This window comes from Nocardia amikacinitolerans NBRC 108937, from assembly GCF_001612615.1.
GTDB lineage: Bacteria > Actinomycetota > Actinomycetes > Mycobacteriales > Mycobacteriaceae > Nocardia > Nocardia amikacinitolerans.
Genome location: NZ_BDAU01000083.1, coordinates 120,465 through 143,600 on the forward strand (window position 1 = coordinate 120,465; position 23,136 = coordinate 143,600).

Annotated in this window: 18 protein-coding genes, 1 tRNA gene and 1 pseudogene; 7 read left to right on the plus strand and 13 right to left on the minus strand. The window is 68.9% G+C overall.

Annotation, left to right across the window (positions count from 1 at the left end):
* Positions 1-226: 226 nt before the first annotated feature.
* Positions 227-2,659, minus strand: coding sequence for a molybdopterin oxidoreductase family protein (locus tag NAM01S_RS33130; protein ID WP_067793346.1), 2,433 nt, complete (start codon positions 2,657-2,659; stop codon positions 227-229).
* Between the two features lie 124 nt (positions 2,660-2,783).
* Here NAM01S_RS33130 and NAM01S_RS33135 point away from each other — a divergent pair, with 124 nt between their 5' ends.
* Together NAM01S_RS33135 and NAM01S_RS33140 are read left to right on the plus strand one after the other, a co-directional pair.
* On the plus strand, positions 2,784-3,863 hold the full coding sequence (locus tag NAM01S_RS33135) for an NAD-dependent epimerase/dehydratase family protein (RefSeq protein WP_067793348.1): 1,080 nt from the start codon (positions 2,784-2,786) through the stop codon (positions 3,861-3,863).
* A gap of 332 nt (positions 3,864-4,195) precedes the next feature.
* Entirely contained in the window at positions 4,196-4,540 is a 345-nt protein-coding gene (locus tag NAM01S_RS33140) for a hypothetical protein (protein ID WP_067793216.1), read from the plus strand.
* A gap of 48 nt (positions 4,541-4,588) precedes the next feature.
* On the opposite strand, the gene NAM01S_RS33145 is transcribed toward NAM01S_RS33140, so the two are convergent.
* Complete coding sequence (locus tag NAM01S_RS33145; RefSeq protein ID WP_174554890.1) at positions 4,589-5,674, minus strand: isocitrate/isopropylmalate dehydrogenase family protein; 1,086 nt, start codon at positions 5,672-5,674, stop codon at positions 4,589-4,591.
* 78 nt (positions 5,675-5,752) lie between these two features.
* Between NAM01S_RS33145 and NAM01S_RS33150 the strand changes: the two genes are divergently transcribed.
* Positions 5,753-6,274 (plus strand): 2'-5' RNA ligase family protein, encoded by a 522-nt coding sequence (locus NAM01S_RS33150; RefSeq protein WP_067793218.1) that lies wholly within the window; start codon positions 5,753-5,755, stop codon positions 6,272-6,274.
* A gap of 48 nt (positions 6,275-6,322) precedes the next feature.
* Positions 6,323-6,694: a thioredoxin gene (trxA, locus tag NAM01S_RS33155; protein WP_067793220.1), complete on the plus strand. Its 372-nt coding sequence runs from the start codon at positions 6,323-6,325 to the stop codon at positions 6,692-6,694.
* A gap of 75 nt (positions 6,695-6,769) precedes the next feature.
* Here trxA and NAM01S_RS33160 read toward each other — a convergent pair whose 3' ends face one another.
* A complete protein-coding gene (locus NAM01S_RS33160) occupies positions 6,770-7,195 on the minus strand; it encodes a 2-isopropylmalate synthase (RefSeq protein WP_245910661.1) in 426 nt (141 codons plus the stop codon).
* Positions 7,196-7,535: 340 nt separating this feature from the next.
* Between NAM01S_RS33160 and NAM01S_RS33165 the strand changes: the two genes are divergently transcribed.
* Positions 7,536-7,841 (plus strand): DUF6191 domain-containing protein, encoded by a 306-nt coding sequence (locus NAM01S_RS33165; RefSeq protein WP_067793227.1) that lies wholly within the window; start codon positions 7,536-7,538, stop codon positions 7,839-7,841.
* Between the two features lie 98 nt (positions 7,842-7,939).
* Here NAM01S_RS33165 and NAM01S_RS33170 read toward each other — a convergent pair whose 3' ends face one another.
* Positions 7,940-9,241 (minus strand): YhgE/Pip domain-containing protein, encoded by a 1,302-nt coding sequence (locus NAM01S_RS33170; protein ID WP_067793229.1) that lies wholly within the window; start codon positions 9,239-9,241, stop codon positions 7,940-7,942.
* A 65-nt stretch (positions 9,242-9,306) separates the two neighbouring features.
* Between NAM01S_RS33170 and NAM01S_RS33175 the strand changes: the two genes are divergently transcribed.
* Positions 9,307-9,906: a TetR/AcrR family transcriptional regulator gene (locus NAM01S_RS33175; RefSeq protein ID WP_067793231.1), complete on the plus strand. Its 600-nt coding sequence runs from the start codon at positions 9,307-9,309 to the stop codon at positions 9,904-9,906.
* Positions 9,907-9,987: 81 nt separating this feature from the next.
* Here NAM01S_RS33175 and polA read toward each other — a convergent pair whose 3' ends face one another.
* From polA to NAM01S_RS33215, 9 genes and pseudogenes are all read right to left on the minus strand, one after another.
* Complete coding sequence (gene polA, locus NAM01S_RS33180; protein ID WP_067793232.1) at positions 9,988-12,723, minus strand: DNA polymerase I; 2,736 nt, start codon at positions 12,721-12,723, stop codon at positions 9,988-9,990.
* 81 nt (positions 12,724-12,804) lie between these two features.
* A complete protein-coding gene (locus NAM01S_RS33185; RefSeq protein ID WP_067793233.1) occupies positions 12,805-13,794 on the minus strand; it encodes a neutral zinc metallopeptidase in 990 nt (329 codons plus the stop codon).
* 87 nt (positions 13,795-13,881) lie between these two features.
* Positions 13,882-15,552, minus strand: coding sequence for a DUF885 domain-containing protein (locus tag NAM01S_RS33190; RefSeq protein WP_067793234.1), 1,671 nt, complete (start codon positions 15,550-15,552; stop codon positions 13,882-13,884).
* Positions 15,553-15,774: 222 nt separating this feature from the next.
* Positions 15,775-16,470: an ABC transporter ATP-binding protein gene (locus NAM01S_RS36915; protein WP_245910676.1), complete on the minus strand. Its 696-nt coding sequence runs from the start codon at positions 16,468-16,470 to the stop codon at positions 15,775-15,777.
* 384 nt (positions 16,471-16,854) lie between these two features.
* A pseudogene (locus NAM01S_RS36920) lies at positions 16,855-17,811 on the minus strand (ABC transporter ATP-binding protein); the annotation flags it as partial.
* Positions 17,808-19,211: a branched-chain amino acid ABC transporter permease gene (locus NAM01S_RS33200; RefSeq protein WP_067793236.1), complete on the minus strand. Its 1,404-nt coding sequence runs from the start codon at positions 19,209-19,211 to the stop codon at positions 17,808-17,810. The pseudogene NAM01S_RS36920 and the gene NAM01S_RS33200, both read right to left, overlap by 4 nt.
* A complete protein-coding gene (locus NAM01S_RS33205; protein ID WP_067793240.1) occupies positions 19,208-20,245 on the minus strand; it encodes a branched-chain amino acid ABC transporter permease in 1,038 nt (345 codons plus the stop codon). Before NAM01S_RS33205 ends, NAM01S_RS33200 begins: the two co-directional genes overlap by 4 nt.
* An 88-nt stretch (positions 20,246-20,333) precedes the next feature.
* A complete protein-coding gene (locus tag NAM01S_RS33210; RefSeq protein WP_245910675.1) occupies positions 20,334-21,410 on the minus strand; it encodes a branched-chain amino acid ABC transporter substrate-binding protein in 1,077 nt (358 codons plus the stop codon).
* Positions 21,411-21,768: 358 nt separating this feature from the next.
* The gene (locus NAM01S_RS33215; RefSeq protein WP_067793242.1) at positions 21,769-22,389 is read right to left on the minus strand and encodes an ANTAR domain-containing response regulator; all 621 of its coding nucleotides are present in this window, start codon (positions 22,387-22,389) and stop codon (positions 21,769-21,771) included.
* A gap of 297 nt (positions 22,390-22,686) precedes the next feature.
* Between NAM01S_RS33215 and NAM01S_RS33220 the strand changes: the two genes are divergently transcribed.
* Positions 22,687-22,773 (plus strand) — tRNA-Leu (locus NAM01S_RS33220).
* The last annotated feature ends 363 nt before the right edge of the window (positions 22,774-23,136 follow it).

Consider the following 23,136-nt stretch of genomic DNA (forward strand, 5'->3'; position numbering starts at 1 on the left):
CCCGGTACAGGTTGCCGGTGCGCCGACCGGACACCATACCCCGACACCTCACAACCGAGTCGTGTGGGTTGCCACATAATTGCCCTTCGTCATGCGGGAGTGTTTCGAACGCCGCGTCCATGCACCAAAGCGGAGTCCTGACCGTTGATTCGTGCCACGGAAAGCGCACGGCCGGTTGGCTTTCGAGCATCACCTCGGAATGCGGTCGGTGTCGAAGGCGGCCGTTCTACCTCGGATCGAGTTCGACCGCCACGGCCGAGGGGCCGCCCGCGGTGGCGGACACGGATTCGTCGACGGGGGCGGAGGCGGTTGTCGTCGGGGCGGAGGATGGGGCGGTGCCGGTGGCGACGCGCCGGAGGTTTGCCGCCGCGGTCTTGAAGAGAGGCTGTTTGGACGCGGGGTCCCAGTCGGTCGGGGTGAGTTCGTTCGCGGCGCGGTCGTGGGCATCGTCCCCGCGGTCCCAGTAGCCGTAGTGGAACGGCAGGAAGAGCACGCCTTGGCGGATGCGGCCGATGCGGGCGCGGGCGTGCACCGATCCGCGTCGGGTCGACACCTCCACCAGGTCGCCCTCGCCGATCCCCGCGTGTTCGGCGTCGGTGCGGGAGATCTCGAGCCAGACCTCCGGCGCGGCCGCCGCCAGCTGCGGTGCGCGGGCGGTCTTCGTCCTGGTGTGGAAGTGGTACAGCGTTCGGCCGGTGACCAGCGCGAACGGATGCTCCGCGGTGGGCGCCTCGCGCGCGTGCACGTAGTCGGCGGATTTGATGATCGCCTTGCCGTCCGGGTTCAGCGCGCGGTACTCGGCGAGCTCGACCGGCTTCCCGGAGAGCAGGTCCTTGCCGTAGGACTCGCACTCGTCGGGCGCGCTCCAGAACAGTCCGTCGGCGTAGAGGCGCTCGGTGCCGTCCGGATGCGCGCTGTCGCAAGGCCATTGGATGCCCGAGCCTTCGCGCAACCGCGCGTGCGTCAGGCCGCTGTAGTCGCACGGACGTCCGGCCGAGCACGCCTTCCACGCCTCGAACGCCGACTCCGCGTCGCGCCAGTGGATCAGCGGGCCGCCGTCCCGGTCGCGAAAGTCCATGCGGCGGGCGTAGTCCAGGAAGATGTCCAGATCGGACTTCGCCTCGCCCGGCGGGTCGACCGCTCGATCCGAGAGGTGCACGGTGCGGTCGGCGTTGGTGAAGGCGCCGGTCTTCTCGCCCCACGCCGCGGCGGGCAGCACGACATCGGCCATCGCCGCGGTCTCGGTCGGGAAGATGTCCTGCACCACAAGGAAAAGGTCCTCGCGCGCGAGGACCGACCGGACGCGGGCCAGCTCGGGCAGCGACACGGCCGGGTTGGTGGCGCTCACCCACAGCATCCGGATATCGCCCTGCTCGGCGCATCGGATCATCTTCATGACGTGGGTCGGCGGTCCGGAGTGCGGGATCCGATCGGGATCGACCCGCCACCGCTCGGCCAGCTCGGCGACGTGCGCGTCGTTGGCCCAGTTGCGGAAGCCAGCCATGTCACCGTCGGCGCCGCATTCGCGGGTGTTCTGCGCCGTCGGCTGGCCGTTCATCTGCAATATCCCGCAGCCGGGCCGCCCGATCTGTCCCCGGATCAAATGCACGTTGTTGACCTGCACGGCCGCCGCGGTCGCCTGATGGGATTGATAGAAGCCCTGGAGCACGGTGGACAGCAGCCGCGGCGCGGTACCGAGCAGGCGGGCCGCCTCGCGGATGTGCCCGGCCGCGACTCCACAGATTCGCGCCGCACGTTCCGGGAAGCATTCGCTCACCCGGCTGCGTAGTTCGTCGAAGCCGACGGTGTGCTCGCGGATGTAGTCGTGATCCACCCAGCCGTTGGCGATGATCTCGTGCAGCAGCGCGTTCATCAGCGCGACATTGGTGCCGGGCAGGGGCGCGAGGTGGACGGCGGCGTGTTCGGCGACCGGGGTGTGGCGCGGGTCGACGCACACGATCGCGGGCGGGTTCGGTCCGGCGAGCCGGTCGAGCATCCGCGCCCACAGCACCGTCTGGGTCTCGGCGACGTTGTGCCCGAACAGCGCGATGACGTCGGCGTGGTCGACGTCGGCGAACGAGCCGGGCTGGCCGTCGCAGCCGAAGGACTGCTTCAGCGCCTCCGCGGCCGTCGACGTGCAGAGCCGGGTGTTCCCGTCGACGTGGTTGGTGCCGATGCCCGCGTGGGCGAGCACGCTCAGCGTGTAGTACTCCTCCAGGAACAACTGGCCGGAGGTGTAGAAGCCGATCGCCTCGGGGCCGTGCCGCTCGAGCAGGCTCTTGCTGTGCCGCACGATGCGGTCCATGGCCGTGTCCCAATCGGTTTCGACGAGTTCGCCGTCGCGGCGGACGAGCGGGCGGGTCAGCCGATCGGGCGACGCGTTGGCTTGCCAGGCGAACAGATCCTTCGGTCCGAGCCTGCCGCGGTTGACCCGGTCCACCGCGCGGCCGCGCACCCCGACCATCCGCCCGTCCACGACCGCGATGTCGAGTGCGTCGCCGTTGGAGCTCATGACCGAGGCGGACGGCACCCACCGCTGCACGGACTCGGGTTCGACGCCGTCGGCCAGATACATGTCGACCCGCTCGGGCCACCGCTGTCCCGCGCCGTAGGCGAATCTGCGCCCCCAAGGGTCGGCAATTCGATCTCGGGTCTCCATACCGCGCGCGTACCCGCCGAGGGACACGGCACGCCTGCGAGAAACGGGCGCGACGAACCGCTCGCGCGAGTTTGATCCGGCGATCGGGTGGTACGGCGGACCTACCCGACAGTGAGGAGTGGCCATGCGCGTCGTCGTGGTGGGGGCCACCGGCAATATCGGCACCTCGGTGGTGTCGGCCCTGACGGCCGAGCCCGCGGTGACCTCGATCGTGGGGGTGGCGCGTCGCGCGCCGTCGACGCTGCCGTCCGGGGTGGAGTTCGCCTGCGCCGACGTGCGCATGGACGATCTCGGCCGGGTCTTCCGCAACGCCGACGCGGTCGTGCAGCTGGCGTGGCTGTTCCAGCCGACCCACCGGGCGGAGGTCACCTGGCGGGCCAACGTGATCGGGACCCAGCGGGTGCTCGCCGCGGCGGCGGCCGAGGACGTGCCCGCGGTGGTCTGCGCCTCGTCGATCGGCGCCTACTCGCCCGCGCGCGACGACACTCCTGTCGACGAGTCGTGGCCCACCGACGGATGGCCGCTCGCGGCATACACGAGGGAGAAGGCCTACGTCGAGCGGGTGCTCGACGCGTTCGAAACCGCGCATCCCGAGACGCGGGTGGTGCGCATGCGGCCATCGTTCGTCTTCCAGCGCGCCTCGGCCAGCGAGCAGCGCCGCCTGTTCGCCGGACCGCTGCTGCCGCACCCGCTGATTCGCCCGGGAGTTGTTCCTTTCCTTCCGATACCGCGAGGCTTGCGCATGCAGGCACTGCACAGCCACGACGCGGGCCGCGCCTTCGCCCGCGCCGCCGTCACCGACGCGCACGGCGCGTACAACATCGCCGCGGACCCGGTGCTCGACCGTGCGCGCCTCGGCGAACTCTTCGACGCCAGAACCGTCGAAGTGCCGCCGGGCACGATCCGCGCTGCCCTCTCGACGGCGTGGCGGCTGCGCCTCGCGCCCACACCGCCCGGCCTCTTCGACGCGCTGCTGCGGCTGCCGATCATGGACACCGGCCGCGCGCGAACCGAACTGGACTGGACGCCACGCCACACCGCCGTCGAGACCCTGCGCGAGGTGCTGGACGGATTCCGCGCCAACGCGGGCGGCGACACTCCCCCGCTCGCCTCGGACGCGGGCGGACGGTTCCGCCTCAAGGAATTCGCGTCCGGGGTGGGCGGCCGCGATCCGGTCGACGCGTGGGGTGCGGCAGCGCACTAGGAACCCGGACCGTCTCGCGATCGGGCCACGCGACCGAGAACCGACGCCCGCCGACCAGCGACTTTTACCCTGGTGCGGCTCGCGGGTAGCGAACGGCCCGTACCGCTCCGGCGGCGCACCCGCAAGGCGGGCCATCCGCCCGGCACCGAGCGGGAGCCCCGTGGTGCACAACCACCCGCTGGGCAGGTACGGCTCGCACTCGGCCCGCGGTGTCGGAGCCGGTGCGGGAGTCGCTGCGGCGCACCGCTTGGCGGCGCGCCCGAGCGCGGGTTGCCGGGGTGCCGTCGCGCGCGACGCGCCGGAGATGTCCGTTTTCCCTCTACACTGGGCGCGTGCGTGTTCGACGGCTGATCGCCCTGTCCTTCGTGGCCCTGCTCGCTCCGCTCGGCGCTGCCGCCTGCACCGTGGAGGGGCCGGGCACCAAGTCCGAGTGCAATGTCGGCGGGTGCACCGTGACCTTCACCCGCGGTGTGGACGCCAAGGCGAACATCCTCGGCATCGACGCGGAACTCGTCGCGGTGAACGGCAACCTGGTCACCCTGAAGATCGGCGGCCAGCAGGTCGACGTCCCGGTCGGTGAGACACAGGCCGCCGAGGGCATGAACGTCACGGTGCAGGAAGTCACCGACGAGAAGGTGGTCGTCAAGATCGCCACCGGGCTGACCGGCGGCAACTGACAGCACCCTGCTCCATCGATCACGCCCTACCGGACGAACTCGGCCGGTTCAGCGGCGGTGCACCCGCGCGCACACCTGCTCGGTGAACTCCGCCGTCGAAGCCTGACCACCCAGATCCGCGGTCGCGATGCCCGCGGCGAAGGTGGCCGCGACCGCCCGCTCGATGCGGTCGGCGGCGTCGCTCACCACAGCATCCGCGTCGCGAGTTCCCAACCAGCGCAACAACATCGCCGCGGACAGCTGGAGCGCCACCGGGTTGGCGCGGTTGTGTCCGGCCAGCGTCGGCGCGGCGCCGTGCACCGCCTGCGCCATGGCGCGGGTTGCCGAACAGTTCAGCGAGGCGGCCATGCCGAGCGAACCACTCAGCTCGCCCGCCAGATCGGACAGGATGTCGCCGAACAGATTCTCGGTGACCAGCACGTCGAAATCGCCCGCGGCGCGGACCAGATGCGCGGCCGTCGCGTCCACGTGCTCGTCGTCCACCTCGACGCCGGGGTAGGCCCGCGCCACCTCGTAGCAGACATCGCGGAACAGGCCCATGGTCATCGGCAGCACGTTCGCCTTGTGCACGATGGTCACCCGCTTGCGGCGGGCCGAGGCAACGCGGAAGGCCTCGTGCGCGATCAGCTCGCAGGCCCGCCGGGTCACCACGCCGACGGCCATGGCCATGTCGCGGGACGGCTGGAACTCCCCCGACCCGGCGAACATATTGCGATCGGCGTAGAACCCCTCGCTGTTCTCGCGCACGATCACCAGGTCGATATCCGGAGCCGCCGACCGCACGCCGGGGAAGGCGCGGGCCGGGCGGATGTTCGCGAACAGGCCGAACTGCTTGCGAATCGCGCCGCCCGGCGCAACCGCGCCGCGGTGCTCGGCCGGGTAGGACGCGTTGTCGTGCGGTCCGAGGATCCACGCGTCGAGCTCCTCGAGTCCGCGCAGCGTGTGGTCCGGCAGCGCGACGCCGAACTCTTCGATGGCGCGGTGTCCCATGGGCAACTCCACCCACTCCACCGCGGGCGCGCCTGCCGCCGCCAGCGCCTCGTCCACGACCACCCTGGTCGCGCGCACCACCTCGGGACCGATCCCGTCGCCCTCGATCAACCCCAGTCGCACCGCTGTCCTCGCCTGCTTCACCGGGCAATCCTCTCGCCGACGCCTCGCCGCACCGGAACCGGCCCGCCGCACCGGCCGTGCGGCTACGTTGGAAAGATCATGGTGCAGTCGGTCGAATTGCTGGTGGACGACGCGGCCGAGGCGGAGATTCGGCGGCAGTGGACGCTGCTCGCGGAGGCCGGACTGCCGAGCGTCTCGGCGAAGGCGATCGAGACCCATCGCCCGCACATCACGATCGCGGTGGCGAGACAGATCTGGCCGCGCATCGACCACGCACTCGACCAGCTGATCTTCCGGCCTTTCCCGGTGCGGCTCGGCGGTGTGCTGGTGTTCGGGGCGCGGCACCCGATCCTGGTGCGGCTGGTGGTGCCCTCCGAACAACTGCTGGCGCTGCAAAGGCGGGTTTACGACGTCGTGTCGCCCTGTCCCGGCGCGCCCGCGAACCTGCGTCCGGACGCCTGGACGCCGCATATCACGCTGGCCAGGCGGGTACCCGTCCGGCAGCTCGGCGCCGCTGTGCACGCCGTGGCCGCCGACAGTGATTTCCCCGCGACGATCGCGGGTATCCGGCGGTGGGACGGCGACCAACGGCGGGAGTGGCCGGTGGCCCGTGGAAGATAAGAGACGAGCCCGGCGTTACAGCTGGCAACATTCGAACGAGAGGACGTCATGGCCACCCAGACGCTGACCCAGCAGAACTTCGATGAGGTAGTCACCGGAAACGACGTGGTACTCGTCGATTTCTGGGCCGATTGGTGCGGCCCGTGCAAGAGCTTCGCGCCGACTTTCGAGAAGTCCTCGGAACAACACCCCGACGTCGTGCACGGCAAGGTCGACACCGAAGCCGAGCAGGGTCTCGCGGCCGCCGCGAACATCCGCTCCATCCCGACCATCATGGCGTTCCGCGAGGGCGTGCTGGTCTTCGCGCAGCCGGGCGCGCTGCCGCCCGCCGCGCTGGAGGACCTGGTCACCCAGGTGAAGGCCCTCGACATGGACGAGGTCCGCAAGCAACTCGCCGAGCAGCAGTCCGCCTCCGAGTAGGCCGCGCCAACGGATCGGGCCGGGCACCCCCAGCGGGGCGCCCGGCCCGTCGTGCGTTCAGGAACCGTCGTACGTTCAGGAACCGAGTCGGTTGATACCGGAAATCATTGCGCGGACGATGGATTCGGCACCGTCGTCGGCGACCGCCGCGCCCCACCCGCGCTTGCCGTCGAGCTCGCACCGGACGAAGGTCGCGGTGCCGCCCGCGGTGCGGCGCTGGTGGAACTGCAGGATCTCCACCGGGTAGCCCTCCTCGTAGAGGGCCGAGGTGAGGGCGGCGACCGGGCTGCCGGTGGTGGCCACGGTGCGCAGGTGGTCGGCGAACTCGAGCGTGGCGGTGCACTCGGCGTTGCGGTGACCGCCGGCGAACTCGCTGAGCCGGACCGGACCGGTGTGCCCGCAGTAGGAGTCGTAGAACTCCGCCGGTGTCATCCCGGCGGCTTCCGCGCGCAGCCCCTTGGGAGCGGCGGCGATGAAAGTCTTCGTATCAAGAGTGAGCATGGTCATTGTGAGGTAGGTCTTCCCGAAGAATGTCGGCGGAGGGGACCAGCGTCAACACATCTACAGCCCGCAGCGAGGGGGCCGGTCCGAATCAGACCCCGCTACGGCGGGTTACTACGAGAAGTCGCGCGTGCGCCACAACCGCGGTAAGCGGAATTAGCGCAACGCGGTCGCGGTCTGCGACACGGAGCGCTGCGCTGTGGCGGTCGGCGGGATTCGGCACGGCATCGAGAATAGGCATTCCGAGGCCCGATAGCAACCTTTTCGTACCCCCGTTTCCTCTACTCACGAGTACCATCACCGCAGCTCACACCGCTCGCGACGCCGGTACGGTTATGGCATGGGTCTCATCGCCATGACCATCCCCGGCCTCGCCATCCTGCTCGTCGCGGTCGCCTTCACCGAAGTCCTCTGGAATCGCCTCACCGGCAGCCGCCTGCTCCCGTGGACCAAGCGCCGCACCGGCCACCCCGTCGCCGCCACCGCCTTCGACGAGGTGACCGCGGCCTTCCAAGGCTCCAAGCACTTCGAGTTCGAGCAGCGCATGACCACCCTCATGCACCGCGAGACGGAGTCCGACGGCGCGCCGCCCCGCGACGAGGTGGACCTCACCGCGGGCTCGGCCCGCCTCGTACGGAAGGCCTGACAGAACCCGGATCGGACCGCATGCGGGCCGAATCAGGCTGAGCTGCAACCAGTTTCGCGCTCAGCCCATGCGTGTGACGGAGTCCACCGGCGCCGACCTCAGCCGACAGCGGCCACGGCGGCAACCTCGGTCACAGTGTCCGCCTGAGCCGCTTGGCCGCTGGACGCTGCGCGCGGCAGACCGCGGCGGTCGTAGAGGTGGGTGCCGAGGACTCCGAGGACGAGTCCGATGGCCAAGCCGAGCAGCGTCATCCAAAAGCCCTGGCCGAGACCGGCGTCCGCGTCGAAGAAGAGGATGGCGCGCACGGCAAGGTAGATCTGGTGCATGGGTTCGAAGGCGGCCAAATTCGCGATGTAGGACGGCGTGGCCTCCAGCGGGACGGTGGCGGCCGAGGAGGGCAGTCCGAGCACCACGAACAGCACCAGGTTCACCAGCAGACCCGCGGTGCCGAAGATGGCGAGCACCGCGAGCGCGGTGACGCCGACGGCGATGATGGCCAGGGTGCCGTACAGCCAGAGCAGCGGTCCGTTGCCGAGCGGGACGCCCAATGCTGTTGCGACGCCGAGGAATACCGCGGACAGGACGGGCGCCGCTGTCGCGATGACGCCCCACTTGATCAGCAAAGTGCGCAGCCGTGAGACGCCGGTGGCGGGCGGGTGCACGAACCAGGGGCCGAACTCGGTAGGCGTGAAGCCGAGCACCGAATCGATGAGCGTGTGGATGATCATGGCGCCGGTGAATCCGGCCAGCAGCAGAATCAGTGTGTAGAAGAAGGCCACCAGACCCTGCCCCGCGCCGTCGTCCATGGGCCGGTAGGGAGCCGTGACGACCCGCACCGGATCGGTGAGCGAAAGCCTTGCCGCGCCGCTCATCTCGACCGGGGTTCCGTTGGCGAGCGCGGCGTTCACCTGGTCGGTCAGGCTATTGCCGACGGTCTCGTTCACCCGCGCAAGCGCGCGGTCGGCGATGCGCTGCATGATGCCGGTCGTATACGGCCCGACGCGGGGGTTGGTCTGCACGGTGATGACCGGTCGCTCGATCTCGCCGGGTACCACCGCGCCCGCGCCGAGGACGGCGAGTCGCTTGGTGAAGTCCGAAGGGATGACGATGGCGCCGTACACCTCGGCGTTCTGCAGCTGGGTGCGCGCTTCGGCGATGCCGACGACTCGCAGATCGACCGTCTCCGAGGGGATTTCGGCCACCAGCCCGTCGGTGACCTGGGCGCCGAAATTCGCGGGCTTGCCGTCGATCGTGTCGCCGACGTCCTGGTTCACCAGCGCGACGGGAAAGTCGTGCAGGTTCTTCTCGGTATTGCTGGCGTAGCCGAGGTACATGGTGGCGAGCAGCGCCGCGAACACCATCAACACGGCGATCGGGGCGGTGAAGGTCCGAACCGTCATACCGGAAAATGTAGGCAGTGCCTACAAAGTAGTCAACGACTACATCTTGTTATCCTGCATACACCATGCCGATCACCCGAGCCCGCGCCTATCACCACGGCGACCTGCGCGCCGAGCTGCTCCAGCGCGCGGAGGCGACGCTGCGGGAATCCGGTGTGGACGGCCTGTCCTTGCGACAGCTGGCCCGCGACGTCGGCGTCAGTCACGGGGCCCCGACCCGGCATTTCAAGGACAAGCAGGCGCTGCTCGACGCCCTCGCGGTGTCCGGGTTCCAGCAGCTGGGCGCCGCGCTCGAGCGGACCGCGGCGAGCGACTCGTTCGGCGGACGCATCCGCGAGATGGCGCGGACCTACCTGCGTTTCGCGACGGAGAACTCGGCGCTGCTCGCGCTGATGTTCGCGCGCAGACACAGCCCGGCCGCGGGCGATGCCATGTCCGAGGCCGTCGACCGCGCCTTCGCCGCGCCGGTCGCGCTGATCGCGGACGCGCAGGCGCGTGGGGAGGTCATCGCGGGCGAACCACGGCGCATCGCCCTCTCGGCCGTCGCCGCGCTCCAGGGCCTGGCCACCTTCGTCGGCTCCGGCGTGATCGCGGACGAAGCCGCCGACGAACTCCTCGACGAGATGACCATCCACATGATGGACGGCCTCCGCCCCCGCCGCTGAACGCGGGTTCCCACACACCCGGTGTACGCCTCACATAGGCAGCGCCTGTGTGAGGCGTACGAAAGGTGTGTGGGACGAAAATCAGTGCGCGGCGGAATCCCAGCTGCGGCCGGTGCCGACCGAAACGTCCAGCGGCACCGACAGATCGATCGCCGTCGACATCTGTTCGCACGCGAGCTGTTCCAGCGCCTCCCGCTCGCCCTCGGCGACCTCGAAGACGAGTTCGTCGTGGATCTGGAGCAGCATCCGCGACCGCAGGCCTGCCTCGCCGATCGCCTTGTGCACGTTGATCATCGCCACCTTGATGATGTCGGCGGCGGTGCCCTGGATAGGCGCGTTGAGCGCCATCCGCTCGGCGGCCTCGCGGCGCTGCCGGTTGCTGGAGTCCAAGTCGGGCAGGTAGCGGCGGCGGCCGAACAGCGTCTCGGTGTAGCCGACCTTGCGCGCCTGCTCGACGACCTCGTACAGGTAGTCGCGGATGCGGCCGAAGCGGGAGAAGTAGATGTCCATCTGCTCCTTCGCCTCGGTGGTGCTGATCTTCAGCTGCGCCGAGAGACCGTAGGAGCTCAGGCCGTAGGCCAGACCGTACGACATAGCCTTGATCCGCCTGCGCAGCTCCGGGCTGACCTCGGAGATCGGGATGTCGAAGGCCTTGGACGCGACGAAGCTGTGCAGATCCTCGCCGGAATTGAACGCCTCGATCAGGCCCTCGTCACCGGACAGGTGCGCCATGATCCGCATCTCGATCTGGCTGTAGTCGGCGGTCATCAGCTCCGCGTATCCGGCGCCGACCACGAACGTATCGCGGATCATGCGTCCGGTATCGGTGCGGATCGGAATGTTCTGCAGGTTCGGCTCTGTCGAGGAGAGCCGTCCGGTGGCCGCGATCGTCTGGTTGAACGTGGTGTGGACGCGGCCGTCCTCGGCGACGGACTTCAGCAGGCCGTCCACCGTCACCTTGAGCCGGGTGGCGTCGCGGTGCGCGAGCAGGTGCTCGAGGAACGGGTGCTGGGTCTTCTCGAACAGCGATTCCAGCGCGTCGGCGTCGGTGGTGTAGCCGGTCTTGGTGCGCTTGGTCTTCGGCATGTCGAGCTCGTCGAACAGCACCACTTGCAGCTGCTTGGGCGAGCCGAGGTTGATCTGTTTGCCGATCACGCCGTAGGCCGCCTCGGCCGCCTCGCTGACCTTGTCGGCGAACTGGCGCTGCAAGGTCTCCAACTGCGGAACGTCCACCGCGATGCCCGCGTCCTCCAGGGTGGAGAGCACGCCGAGCAGCGGCAGTTCCATGTCGGTGAGCAGCGCGGTGGACTCGATCTGCTCGAGTTCCCCGTCCAGCGCGGCGGCCAGATCGAGCACCGCGCGGGCGCGCAGCATCTCGGCCTGGGCGACCTCAGCGTCGGCGGTGTCCTCGTCGTCGAGCAGCGAGAGCTGGGGTGTCGCGTCGGTCTCGGCGCGCAGCTCGCGGTGCAGGTAGCGCAGCGAGAGGTCGTCGAGATTGAAACTGCGCTGGCCGGGCCGGACCAGATAGGCCGCGAGCGCGGTGTCGCTGGTGAGCCCCGCGATGCGCCAACCGCGTCCGCGCAGCGCGTGCCCGGCCGACTTGGCCTCGTGCAGCGCCTTGAACACCGCGGCATCGGCGAGCCAGGCGCCGAGCGCCGCCTCGTCCTCCGGGGTGAGCACGGTGACGTCGATGTAGCCGCTCTCGCCGTCGGCCGCCGCGATCGCGATCGCCTTCACGTCGCCGTTGCCCGGCGTGCCCGTGCCGACCACCGAGACACCGTGCCGGACACCGGCTTTCGCGTGCTCGGCGAGCCACTCGGCGACCGCGCCGACGGCGAGCGCGCCACCGGAGATCTCGAAACCGGACTCGGCCTCCGGCTCCGGCGGCGCCAAGGTCTCGAACAGCCGGTCGCGCAGCACCCGGAACTCCAGATCGTCGAAGAGCCGGTGGATCTGCTCCCGGTTCCACGGCGCCTGCGCCAGCTGATCGGGGGTGTAGGGCAGCGGCACGTCCTTCACCATCTCGGTGAGCTGCCGGTTGAGCACCACGCTGCTGAGGTTGGCCCGCAGCGCGTCGCCGACCTTGCCCTTCACCTGGTCCACCTTCTCCACCAGGGTGGCCAGATCGCCGTACTCGCGAATCCACTTGGCGGCGGTCTTCTCCCCCACGCCGGGGATACCGGGCAGGTTGTCGCTCGGGTCGCCGCGCAGCGCCGCGTAGTCCGGGTACTGATTCGGGGTCAGGCCGTATTTGGCCATCACCTCGTCGGGGGTGAACCTTGTCAGATCGCTGACGCCCTTGCGCGGGTACAGCACCGTGACCTCGTCGTCGACCAGCTGGATCGAGTCGCGGTCGCCGGTGACGATGAGAACGCGGAAACCCTCGGCCCGCGCCTGGGTGGTGATGGTCGCGATCACGTCGTCGGCCTCGAAACCGTCGATCGCCATCACCGGGATGCCGAGCGCGCCGAGCACGTCCTTGGTGAGCTCCACCTGGCCGCGGAACTCGTCCGGCGTCTGGCTGCGGTTGGCCTTGTACTCCGGGTACGCCTCGGTGCGGAAGGTCTTGCGCGACACGTCGAAGGCGGCCGCGATGTGCGTCGGCTTCTCGTCGCGCAGCAGGTTGATGAGCATCGCCGTGAACCCGTACACCGCGTTCGTGGTCTGTCCGGTGACCGTCTTGAAGTTCTCCGCGGGTAGCGCGAAGAACGCGCGGTAGGCGAGCGAATGCCCGTCCAGCAACAGCAGTGTCGGCCGGTCGCCGGAACCGGCGGCGGTCGCGGAAGCGGGACGCGAGGCAGTCGAGGGTGAGCTCACGCCCCAGAGTCTAGGGACCGGCACCGACAAGCCGATACGCCGACACCGGCACACGCGCCGAACCGGCTCGGGGCGGCGGCGCTACTCGACGTTCTCCTGGTCGGCGTACCAGGTGTTGCACTCCCAGGTGTCGCCCTTGTCGGAGCCCCACTTCCACCAGCCCCACACGTTGTGGTCCGCGCCGTGCAACCGAGGTGCGCCTGGCCGGTCGGCCACGGCGCGCGCCCGGTCGGCGGCCTCGTCCCAGGTCCGCTGGTCGATGTCGCCGCGGCCGTGGTTGATGCCGAAGAACATGCCCGCGAAACAGCCGGCCTGCAGCTCGAGCCGTCTGCTCTGCTCCTGACCCGCCGCGGTCTGCCAGCCCACCTCGGTGCGCCGCTCGGTGTAGGCGCGCAGCACGCCGACCACCTGCTGGATGTGGTGGCCGTACTCCTGGGCGAGCAGCGCCAGCTGCGCGCCGCGGCGCGAATCGGCGATGACGTCCCGCGCCGCGGCGTACGGGATGACGATCGTCTCGTCCGACTCGCAGTACGACGCGGGCCGTCCGTCCTGCGGGCAGGCGCCGCGCACCGCGTCCACCGTGGCGGGCGCGTCCAGCCGAGGCGGCCGGAACGGCAGCCCGGCACCGCGCAACGTCGACTCCCACGCGGCGTTCAGGCAACCGAGCGCGGCGCGGTAGAACACTCGCGCGCCCTCGGGATCGTCGCGCCATTCGGGCAACTCGCAGTCGACCCGGCCCAATCCGATGTGCTGGGCGAACAGCGGATGGTCCCGCAGCGCGTACACCGGGCGGGCCGAGGAGGCGTGCGGCGATCCGGCCAGCGGAAGCCCGGCCAGCGGCGCGGGCGCGATCGGCGGGGCGGCGTCGCGCGCGGGATCGGTCGCGTCGCCGACCGATCCCGCGAAACCGGGTCCGGTCGCGGCCGCGAGTCCCCCTGACCGCAGAGTTCCCGCGTCCGCTGGCGGCCCGCTCAGCGCGCCTATGCTCACCGCCGCACCGATCGCCACCGCACCGCAGAGCAGCGCGATGAGGATTCGTCTTCGGATGCGGGTTGCCAACAGCCGGTTCATCGTCCCCCCTGACCGTGCTTCGTTAACGCACCTTCATGGAACCCGACGCGGCGGCCGCCCGCAACCCGGCCATTCGAACCGAGAACCTCACAGCGCGGCGACCAACTCCCTGAGCACCGGCAGGCTCACCGTGCCCGAGCCGAGCACGACATCGTGGAAAGCCTTGATGTCGAAGCGCTCCCCCAGCCGCTCGGCGGCCAGCGCCCGCTGCTTCCGAATCTCCAGCTGCCCCACCTTGTAGGACACCGCCTGCCCGGGAATCGCGATGTAGCGGTCGATCTCGACGGTGATCTCGGTCAGGCCCACCGGCGCGTTGGCCACCATGAAGTCGATGGCCTGCTGCCTGCTCCAGCCCTTCGCGTGGATGCCGGTGTCCACCACCAGGCGGCAGGAACGCCAGGAATCGCCCGCGAGCATGCCGAGCCGGTCGAGATCGTCGGCGTACAAACCCATCTCGTCGGCCAACCGCTCGGTGTAGAGCGCCCAGCCCTCCACGAAGGCGGTGTTGGCGAAGGACTGGCGCTGGAAGCGCGGCAAGTGCTCGAGCTCGTTGGCGATGGTGAGTTGCAGGTGGTGCCCAGGGATCGCCTCGTGGTAGGCCACCGCCGCGGTCTCGAATCGACCGCGCTCCTGCGGTTCGTGCTGGTTCACGAAATACGTTCCCGGACGGGAGCCGTCGGCGGCGGGCGGGAAGTAGTAGGCCGTCGGGGCGTCGGCGGCCAGGAAGTCCGGCACCGGCACGATGTCGCAGGATTCCCTTGGCAGCCTGCCGAACCAGTTCCCCATCTCGGCGGTCGCGGCGTTCAGGCAACGGTAGGCGTCGGTCATGATCTGCGCGCCGTCGGCGTAGCGCAGGCCGGGATCGTCGCGCAGCCTGCCGAAGATCTCCGCGAGGTCCGACGTGCCGAACAGCCGCGCGCCGATCTTCGCGTATTCCGCACGCAGCAGAGCCAATTCGGCGAGACCGAGCTCGTGGATCTCCTCGGCGCCCAGATCGGGCAGCGTCGTGTGGTGGCGCAGCAGGCTGCGGTAGATCTCGGCGCCGTCGTCGCCGAGCCAGCACAGACCGCTGCGCTCGTCCGGCCTGGCCGCGGGCAGCAGTTCGTCGGCGAGCGCGGTGCGGTACCGCTGGAACGCAGGCCGGATCACCTCCGCCGCGACCCGCGCGAGTTCGGCGCGCCACTCGGCCTCGCCGTCCCAGTCCTGCGGTCCGGCGAAGGTGACGAACGGGTCGGTCGACGGGTCGGACGCCAGATAGCCGTCGAGCTGGTTGAGCGAGCGCTCGATGGTGATCCGAGCGGGAGCGCGGCCCGCGGCCAGACCGTCGCGGAAACGGTCCACCGCCGTGCTCAGCATGTCGCCGAGCTGTTCGTGCCGCCGCACCAGCGCCCGCGCGTGCTCGGGCCGCGGCGCGTTGATCTGCGGCGCCGCCGTGAGCAGCGCCGCGTGGACGCCGTCCATCTGATCGGAGGCCATCTCCACCGGCCGCCAGGCCAAATGGTCCACCGCCGTGGCCAATTCGGCGCGCAGCAGGGAGCGGGTCACCCGATCGGCGGGCGAGAGCCCGGCCGGGTCGAGCGCGTCGACCCGGCCGAGCAGATCGCGCGCGGACTCGAGCCGACGCTTTTCGGCGTCGAGCGAGAGATCCTCGATGCGATCGTCGAAGCGGTGATCGCCGAGCAGAGTCGCCAAGCTCGGCGCCGCCGCCAACGTCTCGTCCCAGTACCGGTCCGCCAGTGCGAGCAGCTCCTCGTCCATGCAGTAATGATGGCCGCGCCTGCGGCGCGGCGTGTTCGCGGCCCCTTATGTCTCGCTTCCGAGCGGCCGAGACTCGCGACTTCGTCGCATGCGCTTCGACCGCTCGGAAGCGAGACGGCCGCGAACGGGCTCGTAAGACTCGCCCCGGAGGTGGTTGCGAAGGCGTGGACGGTCGTCTAGCCGAACGCAAGCCGTCCACAGCCCCCAACCCGGCGGGGCACCTTATCCCACGCCGAGGTACGCCGACTTCACCGCGGGATCGGTGAGCAGCTGGCTGCCGCTTCCGGTCTTGGTGACGCCGCCGGTCTCCAGGATGTAGGCGCGGTCGCTGCGGGCCAGCGCCTGCTGGGCGTTCTGCTCGACGAGCAGCACCGTGGTTCCCTGCCGGTTGATCTCCGCGATGATGCGGAAGATCTGCTGAATCACCATGGGCGCCAAGCCCATCGACGGCTCGTCGAGCAGCAGCAGGCGGGGGCGCGCCATCAGCGAGCGGCCGATGGCGAGCATCTGCTGCTCGCCGCCGGAGAGCGTGCCGCCGACCTGTTTGCGCCGCTCCAGCAGCCGGGGAAACAGCTCGAACACCCAATCCAAGGTTTGCTGATACTCGGACTTCTGCGCGAAAGTCCGCCCGTAGCAACCCATGTCGAGGTTCTCCTGCACCGTCATGCCGGGGAAAACGCCCCGGCCCTCCGGCGCCTGGATCAGCCCGCCGATCACCCGTTCGTGCGCCTTCATCGTGGTGATGTCGCGGCCCTCGAACTTGATCCGCCCGCGCGCCAAGGGCAGCAGCCCGGACAGCGCGCGCATGGTGGTGGTCTTGCCCGCGCCGTTCGCGCCGAGCAAGGTGACCAGCTCGCCCTCCGCGACCCGCAGCGAAACACCGTGCAGTGCCTGGATTCTGCCGTAGTTGACGACCATGTCGTCGACCTCGAGCAGTGCGGGCGCGTCGCTGAAGTCGCGCTCGGGAGGCGTCGCCGGTTGGTCGCCCGGTTCCTTCCGCACGCTCACCGCGGGTCCAGCGCCGGGCGGGGTGGTCGGTGGCTTCCCGGTCGCCTCGCCCGCGTCCGAATCGGATTCGCCCTCGTCCGTGGAGGACGTGACCTCCGCATCGGAGCCTGCGTCGCCCTCGTCCGCGGAAGACGTTGTCCCCGCATCGGAGCCCGCTGCACCCTCGTCCGCGGAAGACGTTGCCTGCGCGTCAGAGCCTGCTTCGCCCTCGCCAGCGGAAGACGTTGCTTCCGTATCGGAACCGCCCGCGGAAGACTCGGACTCGCCTGAAACCCCTGTGGCGGAACCGGATTCGACCTCCGAATCCGGCACGCCGAGATAGGCCGCGATGACCGCCGGATCCTCCCGAATCTCGCCCGGCAGTCCGTCGGCGATCTTACGGCCGAACTCCAGCACCACGATCCGGTCGGTCACACCCATGACCAGCCGCATGTCGTGCTCGATCAACAGCACGGTGAACCCGTCGTCGCGGATCTTGCGGATCAGGTCCATCAGCGCCGACTTCTCGCTGGGATTGAACCCGGCGGCTGGCTCGTCCAGGCACAGCAGTTTCGGCTCGGTGGCCAGTGCGCGCGCGATCTCCAGGCGGCGCTGATCGCCGTAGGAGAGGTTGCGCGCCTTCTCCACCGCGCGTGGCGCGATGCCGACGAATTCGAGCAGCGCCATCCCGCGCTCGATGGCGTCGCGCTCCTCCCGCCGGTGCCTCGGACTGCGGAACACCGCGCCCGGCACCGAGGTCTTGTGTCTGGCGTCGGTGCCGACCACCACGTTCTCCAGCGCGGTCATCTCGCCGAAGAGCCGCACGTTCTGGAAGGTGCGTGCGATGCCGAGCCGGGTGATGGCGTTGCGCTTGGTCTTGGTCAGCGGCTTGCCGTCGAAGTACACCAGCCCGGAGGCGGGCTTGTACACGCCGGTGATCGCGTTGAAGCAGGTGGTCTTGCCCGCACCGTTGGGACCGATGAGCCCGAGGATCTCGCCGCGGCGGATTTCGAAACTCACGTCGTCCAGCGCGGTGAGACCGCCGAACTTCACGGTCAGGCCCTCGGTTTTCAACAGCGGGGCGCCGACCTCGGTCTCGATTTCCCGATGCGGGGCGACGACTTCGGCGACGGCTTCCTTGTCGCCGAGTTCCGGAAGCACCGCGGTGACGTCGACCTCGCCCGCGCTCTTCTCCGGCTCCGGCGGTGCGGCATAGCCCGCGGCCATGTCCTCGTTGTCGAACAGCGCGTCGCCCGCGCCAGGCCCGGTCATTTCCCCGCTCCGATCGGTTCGCCCACCGTGGGTCTGCGCACGGCCTGGTACACCTGCCTGCCGTAGGTGAGCAGCTTCTGCCGGGCCGGGAACAGACCCTGCGGCCGCAGAATCATCATCACCACCAACGCGATTCCGAAATACAGATACTTGAGGTCGCCGAGCGACTGGGCGCCGCCCTTGCGGAACAGCAGCACGCTGCCGAGCAGCAGCGCCGCCATGACGCCCGTGAACACCATGCCGGTGATCAATCCGCGGCGCGGCCAGATACCGAATGTGCGGCCCTTGTACCGCCAGAGCACCAGCAGGCCGACGAACAGCACCACGTCGATGATCAGCAGCACGTAACCGGTCGACTCGTTGTCCACCAGCTGCACCGAGGTCAACCGCTTGGGTAGATAGGCGATGATGAACGCGCCGAAGATGACCCCGAGCTTGTTGCCCTGGCCGCCGATCACCACCGCGCAGAGGAACAGCATCGAGTTGATGATGTTGAACCCGGTCGGGTTGATGAACTGCACCTGGCCCGCGTACATCGCGCCGGACAGACCGCCCACCGCGGCGCCGATCAGGAACGCCCACAGCTTGAACTTGAAGGTCGGCACGCCCATGATCTCGGCGGCGTCCTCGTCCTCGCGGATGGCGACCCAGGCGCGGCCGACCCGGCTGCGCTCCAGGTTGCCGACGATCAGCAGCACGATGATCACCAGCACCATGCCGAGCCAGAACCAGTAGGTGCCGTAGCTGGCCCGGTCGAGCAGGTTGGCGCTGTCCGGGTCGCCGGTATTGCCCGCGGAGAACACGCCGTTCGGCTTCTCCGTCGACTCACCGACATGCGGGTACGCCACGCCCGAGAGCCCGAGGCTGCCGTTGGTCAGCTCGTGCAGGTTGTCGGCGAGCAGTCGCACGATCTCGCCGAAGCCGAGCGTGACGATCGCCAGGTAGTCGCCGCGCAGCCGCAGCGTCGGCGAGCCGAGGATCAGACCCGAGATCGCGGTCACCGCGACGGCGATCGGCAGACACGCCAGCCACGCCCATTCCGGGTCGAGCCAGCCGCCGTCGGTTTGGTTCCACGGGCTGTTCGGGCTGGTGAGCAGGCCCACCGTGTAGGCGCCGATGGCGTAGAAGCCGACGTAGCCGAGGTCGAGCAGACCCGCCTGTCCGACAACGACATTCAGGCCGATGGCGATCAGCGCGAACATCGCGACCTCGGCCATGACGAGGCCGAAGTTGTAGGCGGGGGTGTCCAGGATCGGGGGTGGGAAGAGCGGAAGCAGCGCGAGCGCGATGATCGCTGGCACGCCGACGGCCCACTGGGCGGGCCGGGACAGTCCCTCCCACCAGGTGCGCAGCGCGTCGCCGACGCCCTGGCGCTGCGGGGTCTTGGTCGAGTCGATCATGCGCGGGCCCTCCCGAGACTTTCACCGAGGATGCCGGTCGGGCGGACCATCAGCACCACGACCAGCACGACGAAGGCGACCACGTCGCGCCATTCGATACCGAACAGGATCTGCCCGTACTGCTCGACGATCCCGAGGATCAGGCCGCCGAGCAGCGCGCCGCGCAGGTTGCCGATACCGCCGAGCACCGCGGCGCTGAACGCCTTGATGCCGAGGATGAAGCCGCCCGAGTAGATGATCGCGGGCGGGATCTTGATCGCGTACAGCGTCGCCGCCGCGCCAGCGAGCACACCGCCGATGAGGAAGGTCAGCATGATGACCCGCTCCCGCGAGACGCCCATCAGCGTCGCGGTGTCCGGGTCCTGCGCCACGGCGCGGATGCCGCGGCCGAATTTCGTTCTGTTGATGAGCATTTCGGTGGCGATGGCGAGCACCACCGCGGCGACCACGATGAGGATCGCGATATTCGTGACGTCGGCGCCGCTGAAGCTGAACTGCACCGTCGGCTCGACGAGCTGGATCGGCTGCTGGGCGTTGGTGCCGCCGAGATCGGGATTGATCTTCGGCAGGATGAAGTGCACGAACTCCTGGATCACGAACGACATGCCGATCGCGGTGATCAGGAAGGCCAGCGGTTTGGCTCCGCGTTTACGCAGCGGGCGATAGGCGACCCGCTCGAGTCCGACCGCAGCGCCGCCGGAGACCAACATGCCGACGATCATCGCCAAACCGATGTAGACGACCGTCAGCAGCACGCCCTGGTTGTAGACATCGGGGCTGGCGGCGAAACCGAACAGCATCAGTCCGATCAACTGACCGAACATGCCCAACATGAATATTTCCGAATGGGCGAAATTGATGAGCCGAAGTACGCCGTAGACCAGGGTATAGCCCACCGCTACCAAGGCGTAGATGGAACCGTAGGTAACTCCGTCGACGGTCAGTCGCCAGAATTGATCGATCACTCCCTGATAGTCGAAGTCGATCGAACCGTCGGCGAGGTATGCCACGCCGGCCAGTGCTGATGCTGTCATTCGAAAAACGCCCTCACCCGGTGCCCCTCATGAAACAGCACGTACGGGGGCGTCACGGGCACCCCCGTACGTGCTCGGTTCGCGGTACTTACTTGACTTCGTAGATCCAGATCTGCGCGTTGGCCAATTCGCCGTTCGGGCTCCACTTGTAGTTACGCGCCAGACCGGGCCCGTCGTAGGAGCGCACGAATTCGAGCAGATCGGGGCGGGTGACCTTACCGCCGTCGATACCCTTGGCCAGGATGGTGGTCAGGTCGTAGGCCTCCACCGAGTACACGCCGGGCGCCTGCCCGTTCAGCGCCTCGTAGTCCTTGGCGAACTTCTCCGGAGCCGGGCCACACGGGCAGGTGAGGTTCGCGCCCTTGGCCGCGCTGCCCGCCTGCGAGATGAACTGCGGGTCGTTGACACCGTCCGGGCCGACGAACACGGCCTTCACGCCACCGGACTTCAGCTGCTGCGCCAGCGGCGCGCCCTCGGCGTAGTAGCCGGAGAAGAAGACCGCGTCCGGCGCCGCCGCCGCGATCTTGGTGACGGTGGCCGAGAAGTCCTTGTCACCCTTCTTGATGCTGGCCGCGCACGCCGGATCGGCGGCGGCGCCCAAGCCCTCGGTGACGCTCTTGGCCAGGCCGACACCGTAATCGGTGTTGTCCTGCACCACGCACACCTTCTTGTAGTTCGCGGTGCCGACCAGGTACTTCGCCACCGAAGGACCCTGCACGTCGTCGTTGGCCAGGCCGCGGAAGAAGGTGGTCCAGCCGTTCTGGGTCAGCGTCGCGTTGGTCGCCGAGGAGGTCACCGCCACCAGGCCCGCGTCGCTCAGGATCTGGCCGGTCGCCTTGGTCTCACCGGAGAACGCGGGGCCGACCAGGCCGATGATCGACTTGTCGTTGACGATCTGCGGGATGACCTGGGTCGCCTTCTGCGGATCGCCCTCGGTGTCGAACTGCTTCAGCTCGATCTTGCAGCCCGGATTCGCCTTGTTGTGCTGATCCAGCGCCAGCTTCACGCCGTTGACGATGTTGATGCCGAGCGCGGCGTCCGGGCCGGTGAGCGCGCCCGCCATGGCGACGGCGGTACCGGGAGCACAGGTGGCCTTGCCGTCACCCGCCGGGTCGGCCGCCTTCGCTGGGTCGGTCTTCGGCACTTCCTTGCCCGCCGTGTCCACCTGCATGACCGGCTGAATGGACAGGCCTCCCGAACCGGCGCCGGTCGCGTCCGAGCCGCTGTCGGTGGATTTGTCGCTGCACCCGGTCAGCGCGAGCGCCGCGGCCGCACCGATGACCAATACACCCCGCGTCGAACGACTGCGCCATGTCGAACTAAGCACGTCTCACCTCTACGTCCTGTGCTCCCCCGGCAATCCGAGGAGGCCGACCACGTCAGCCCGGTCAGAACATAGCGTCGGCACGTTAGATCCGCATCACATTCGCATCATGCGGACGACATCGTGGCGAATTCTTTTTGGCGATCGCGTTTCCGGCGCGTAAATCTTTCCAGCCCACATCGACCCGAGGGGTGGCGCATCACTTCGGCGCCAGGTTCTCCAGCACCACCTCGGCGACCGCCTTCATGGTAGTCCGGCGATCCATCGCGGTCCGCTGAATCCACTTGAAAGCCTGCGGCTCGGACAACCCCTGCGTCTGCATCAGCACACCCTTGGCCCGCTCCACCAGCTTGCGCGTCTCCAGCCGGTCGGCCAGATTCGCGACCTCGCCCTCCAGCGCGGTGATCTCGTGGAAACGGCTCGCCGCCAACTCGATCGCGGGCACCAGATCCGACTTGGTGAACGGCTTCACCAGATACGCCATCGCGCCCGCGTCGCGCGCCCGCTCCACTAGGTCACGCTGACTGAACGCGGTCAGAATGACCACCGGCGCAACACGTTTCGACGCGATCTCGGCGGCGGCGTCGATACCGTCACGCCGCGGCATCTTCACATCCATGATCACCAGATCGGGCCGGTGCTCCACCGCGAGATCCACCGCCTGCTGGCCGTCGCCCGCCTCGCCGACCACCTGATAACCCTCTTCGGTCAGCATCTCGACCAGGTCCATCCGGATGAGCGCCTCGTCTTCGGCGACGACGACCCGCTTCGCACCGGCGTCCTTCTTCGTGCCGGCGCCCCCTGCTGCGTTAGTGCTCATGCCTTCACCTCGCTGCCGCTCGGTTCCGGCATGCGCACTGCGCGCTGGCACAGGATTCGCTCGCTGCGCTCACTCATAGGTATGCCCCTCTGGTTCCGATGCCTGTCCCGACACGCGCGAATGGGCCGAGACCCAACCAACCGGTCTCGCCCCACCCTGCACGCTGTCGAGTGATGTAGAGAGTACCTTTCAGTTCGGCTCACAACGCATATACCCTGCGCAAAGAGGAAACTGTGGCGTACACGGCAACCCGTTCGCGGAAGGCCGCACCGACCCGCTATAGTTCACAACCGGTGCGCCGGGTTGGCGGAACTGGCAGACGCGACGGTCTCAAAAACCGTTGTCCGAAAGGACGTGTGGGTTCGAGTCCCACACTCGGCACCAATGCTGGGTGAGCCCTGCTTGCGCGCTTCGCGGCTGCGCCGGGGCATTGGTGTTCGTGTTTATCTGGGGGCGCAACCCCTAGGCCCCGCCCGGCGGGGCTTCGCCCCCCGGACCCCCGTGTGGGTGGTTGCGTTGGGTGGGTTGCTCGCGATTGATTCTTTGGGAACCGCTTGGTGTTGTGCCCGCGCTCCGGCGTCCATGCCCGCCGCGACGGTGTTCAGATCATCCGGGAACAGGTGCCTGTACCGATCGAGTCCACGCGGCGGTCCTATGCCCGAGCATCCGCCGAACGACCTCGACATCGGCCGAGCGCTGACGATGCGGCCGGTATGGCGACGACCGTGCGGGACAACCCACTCGGTC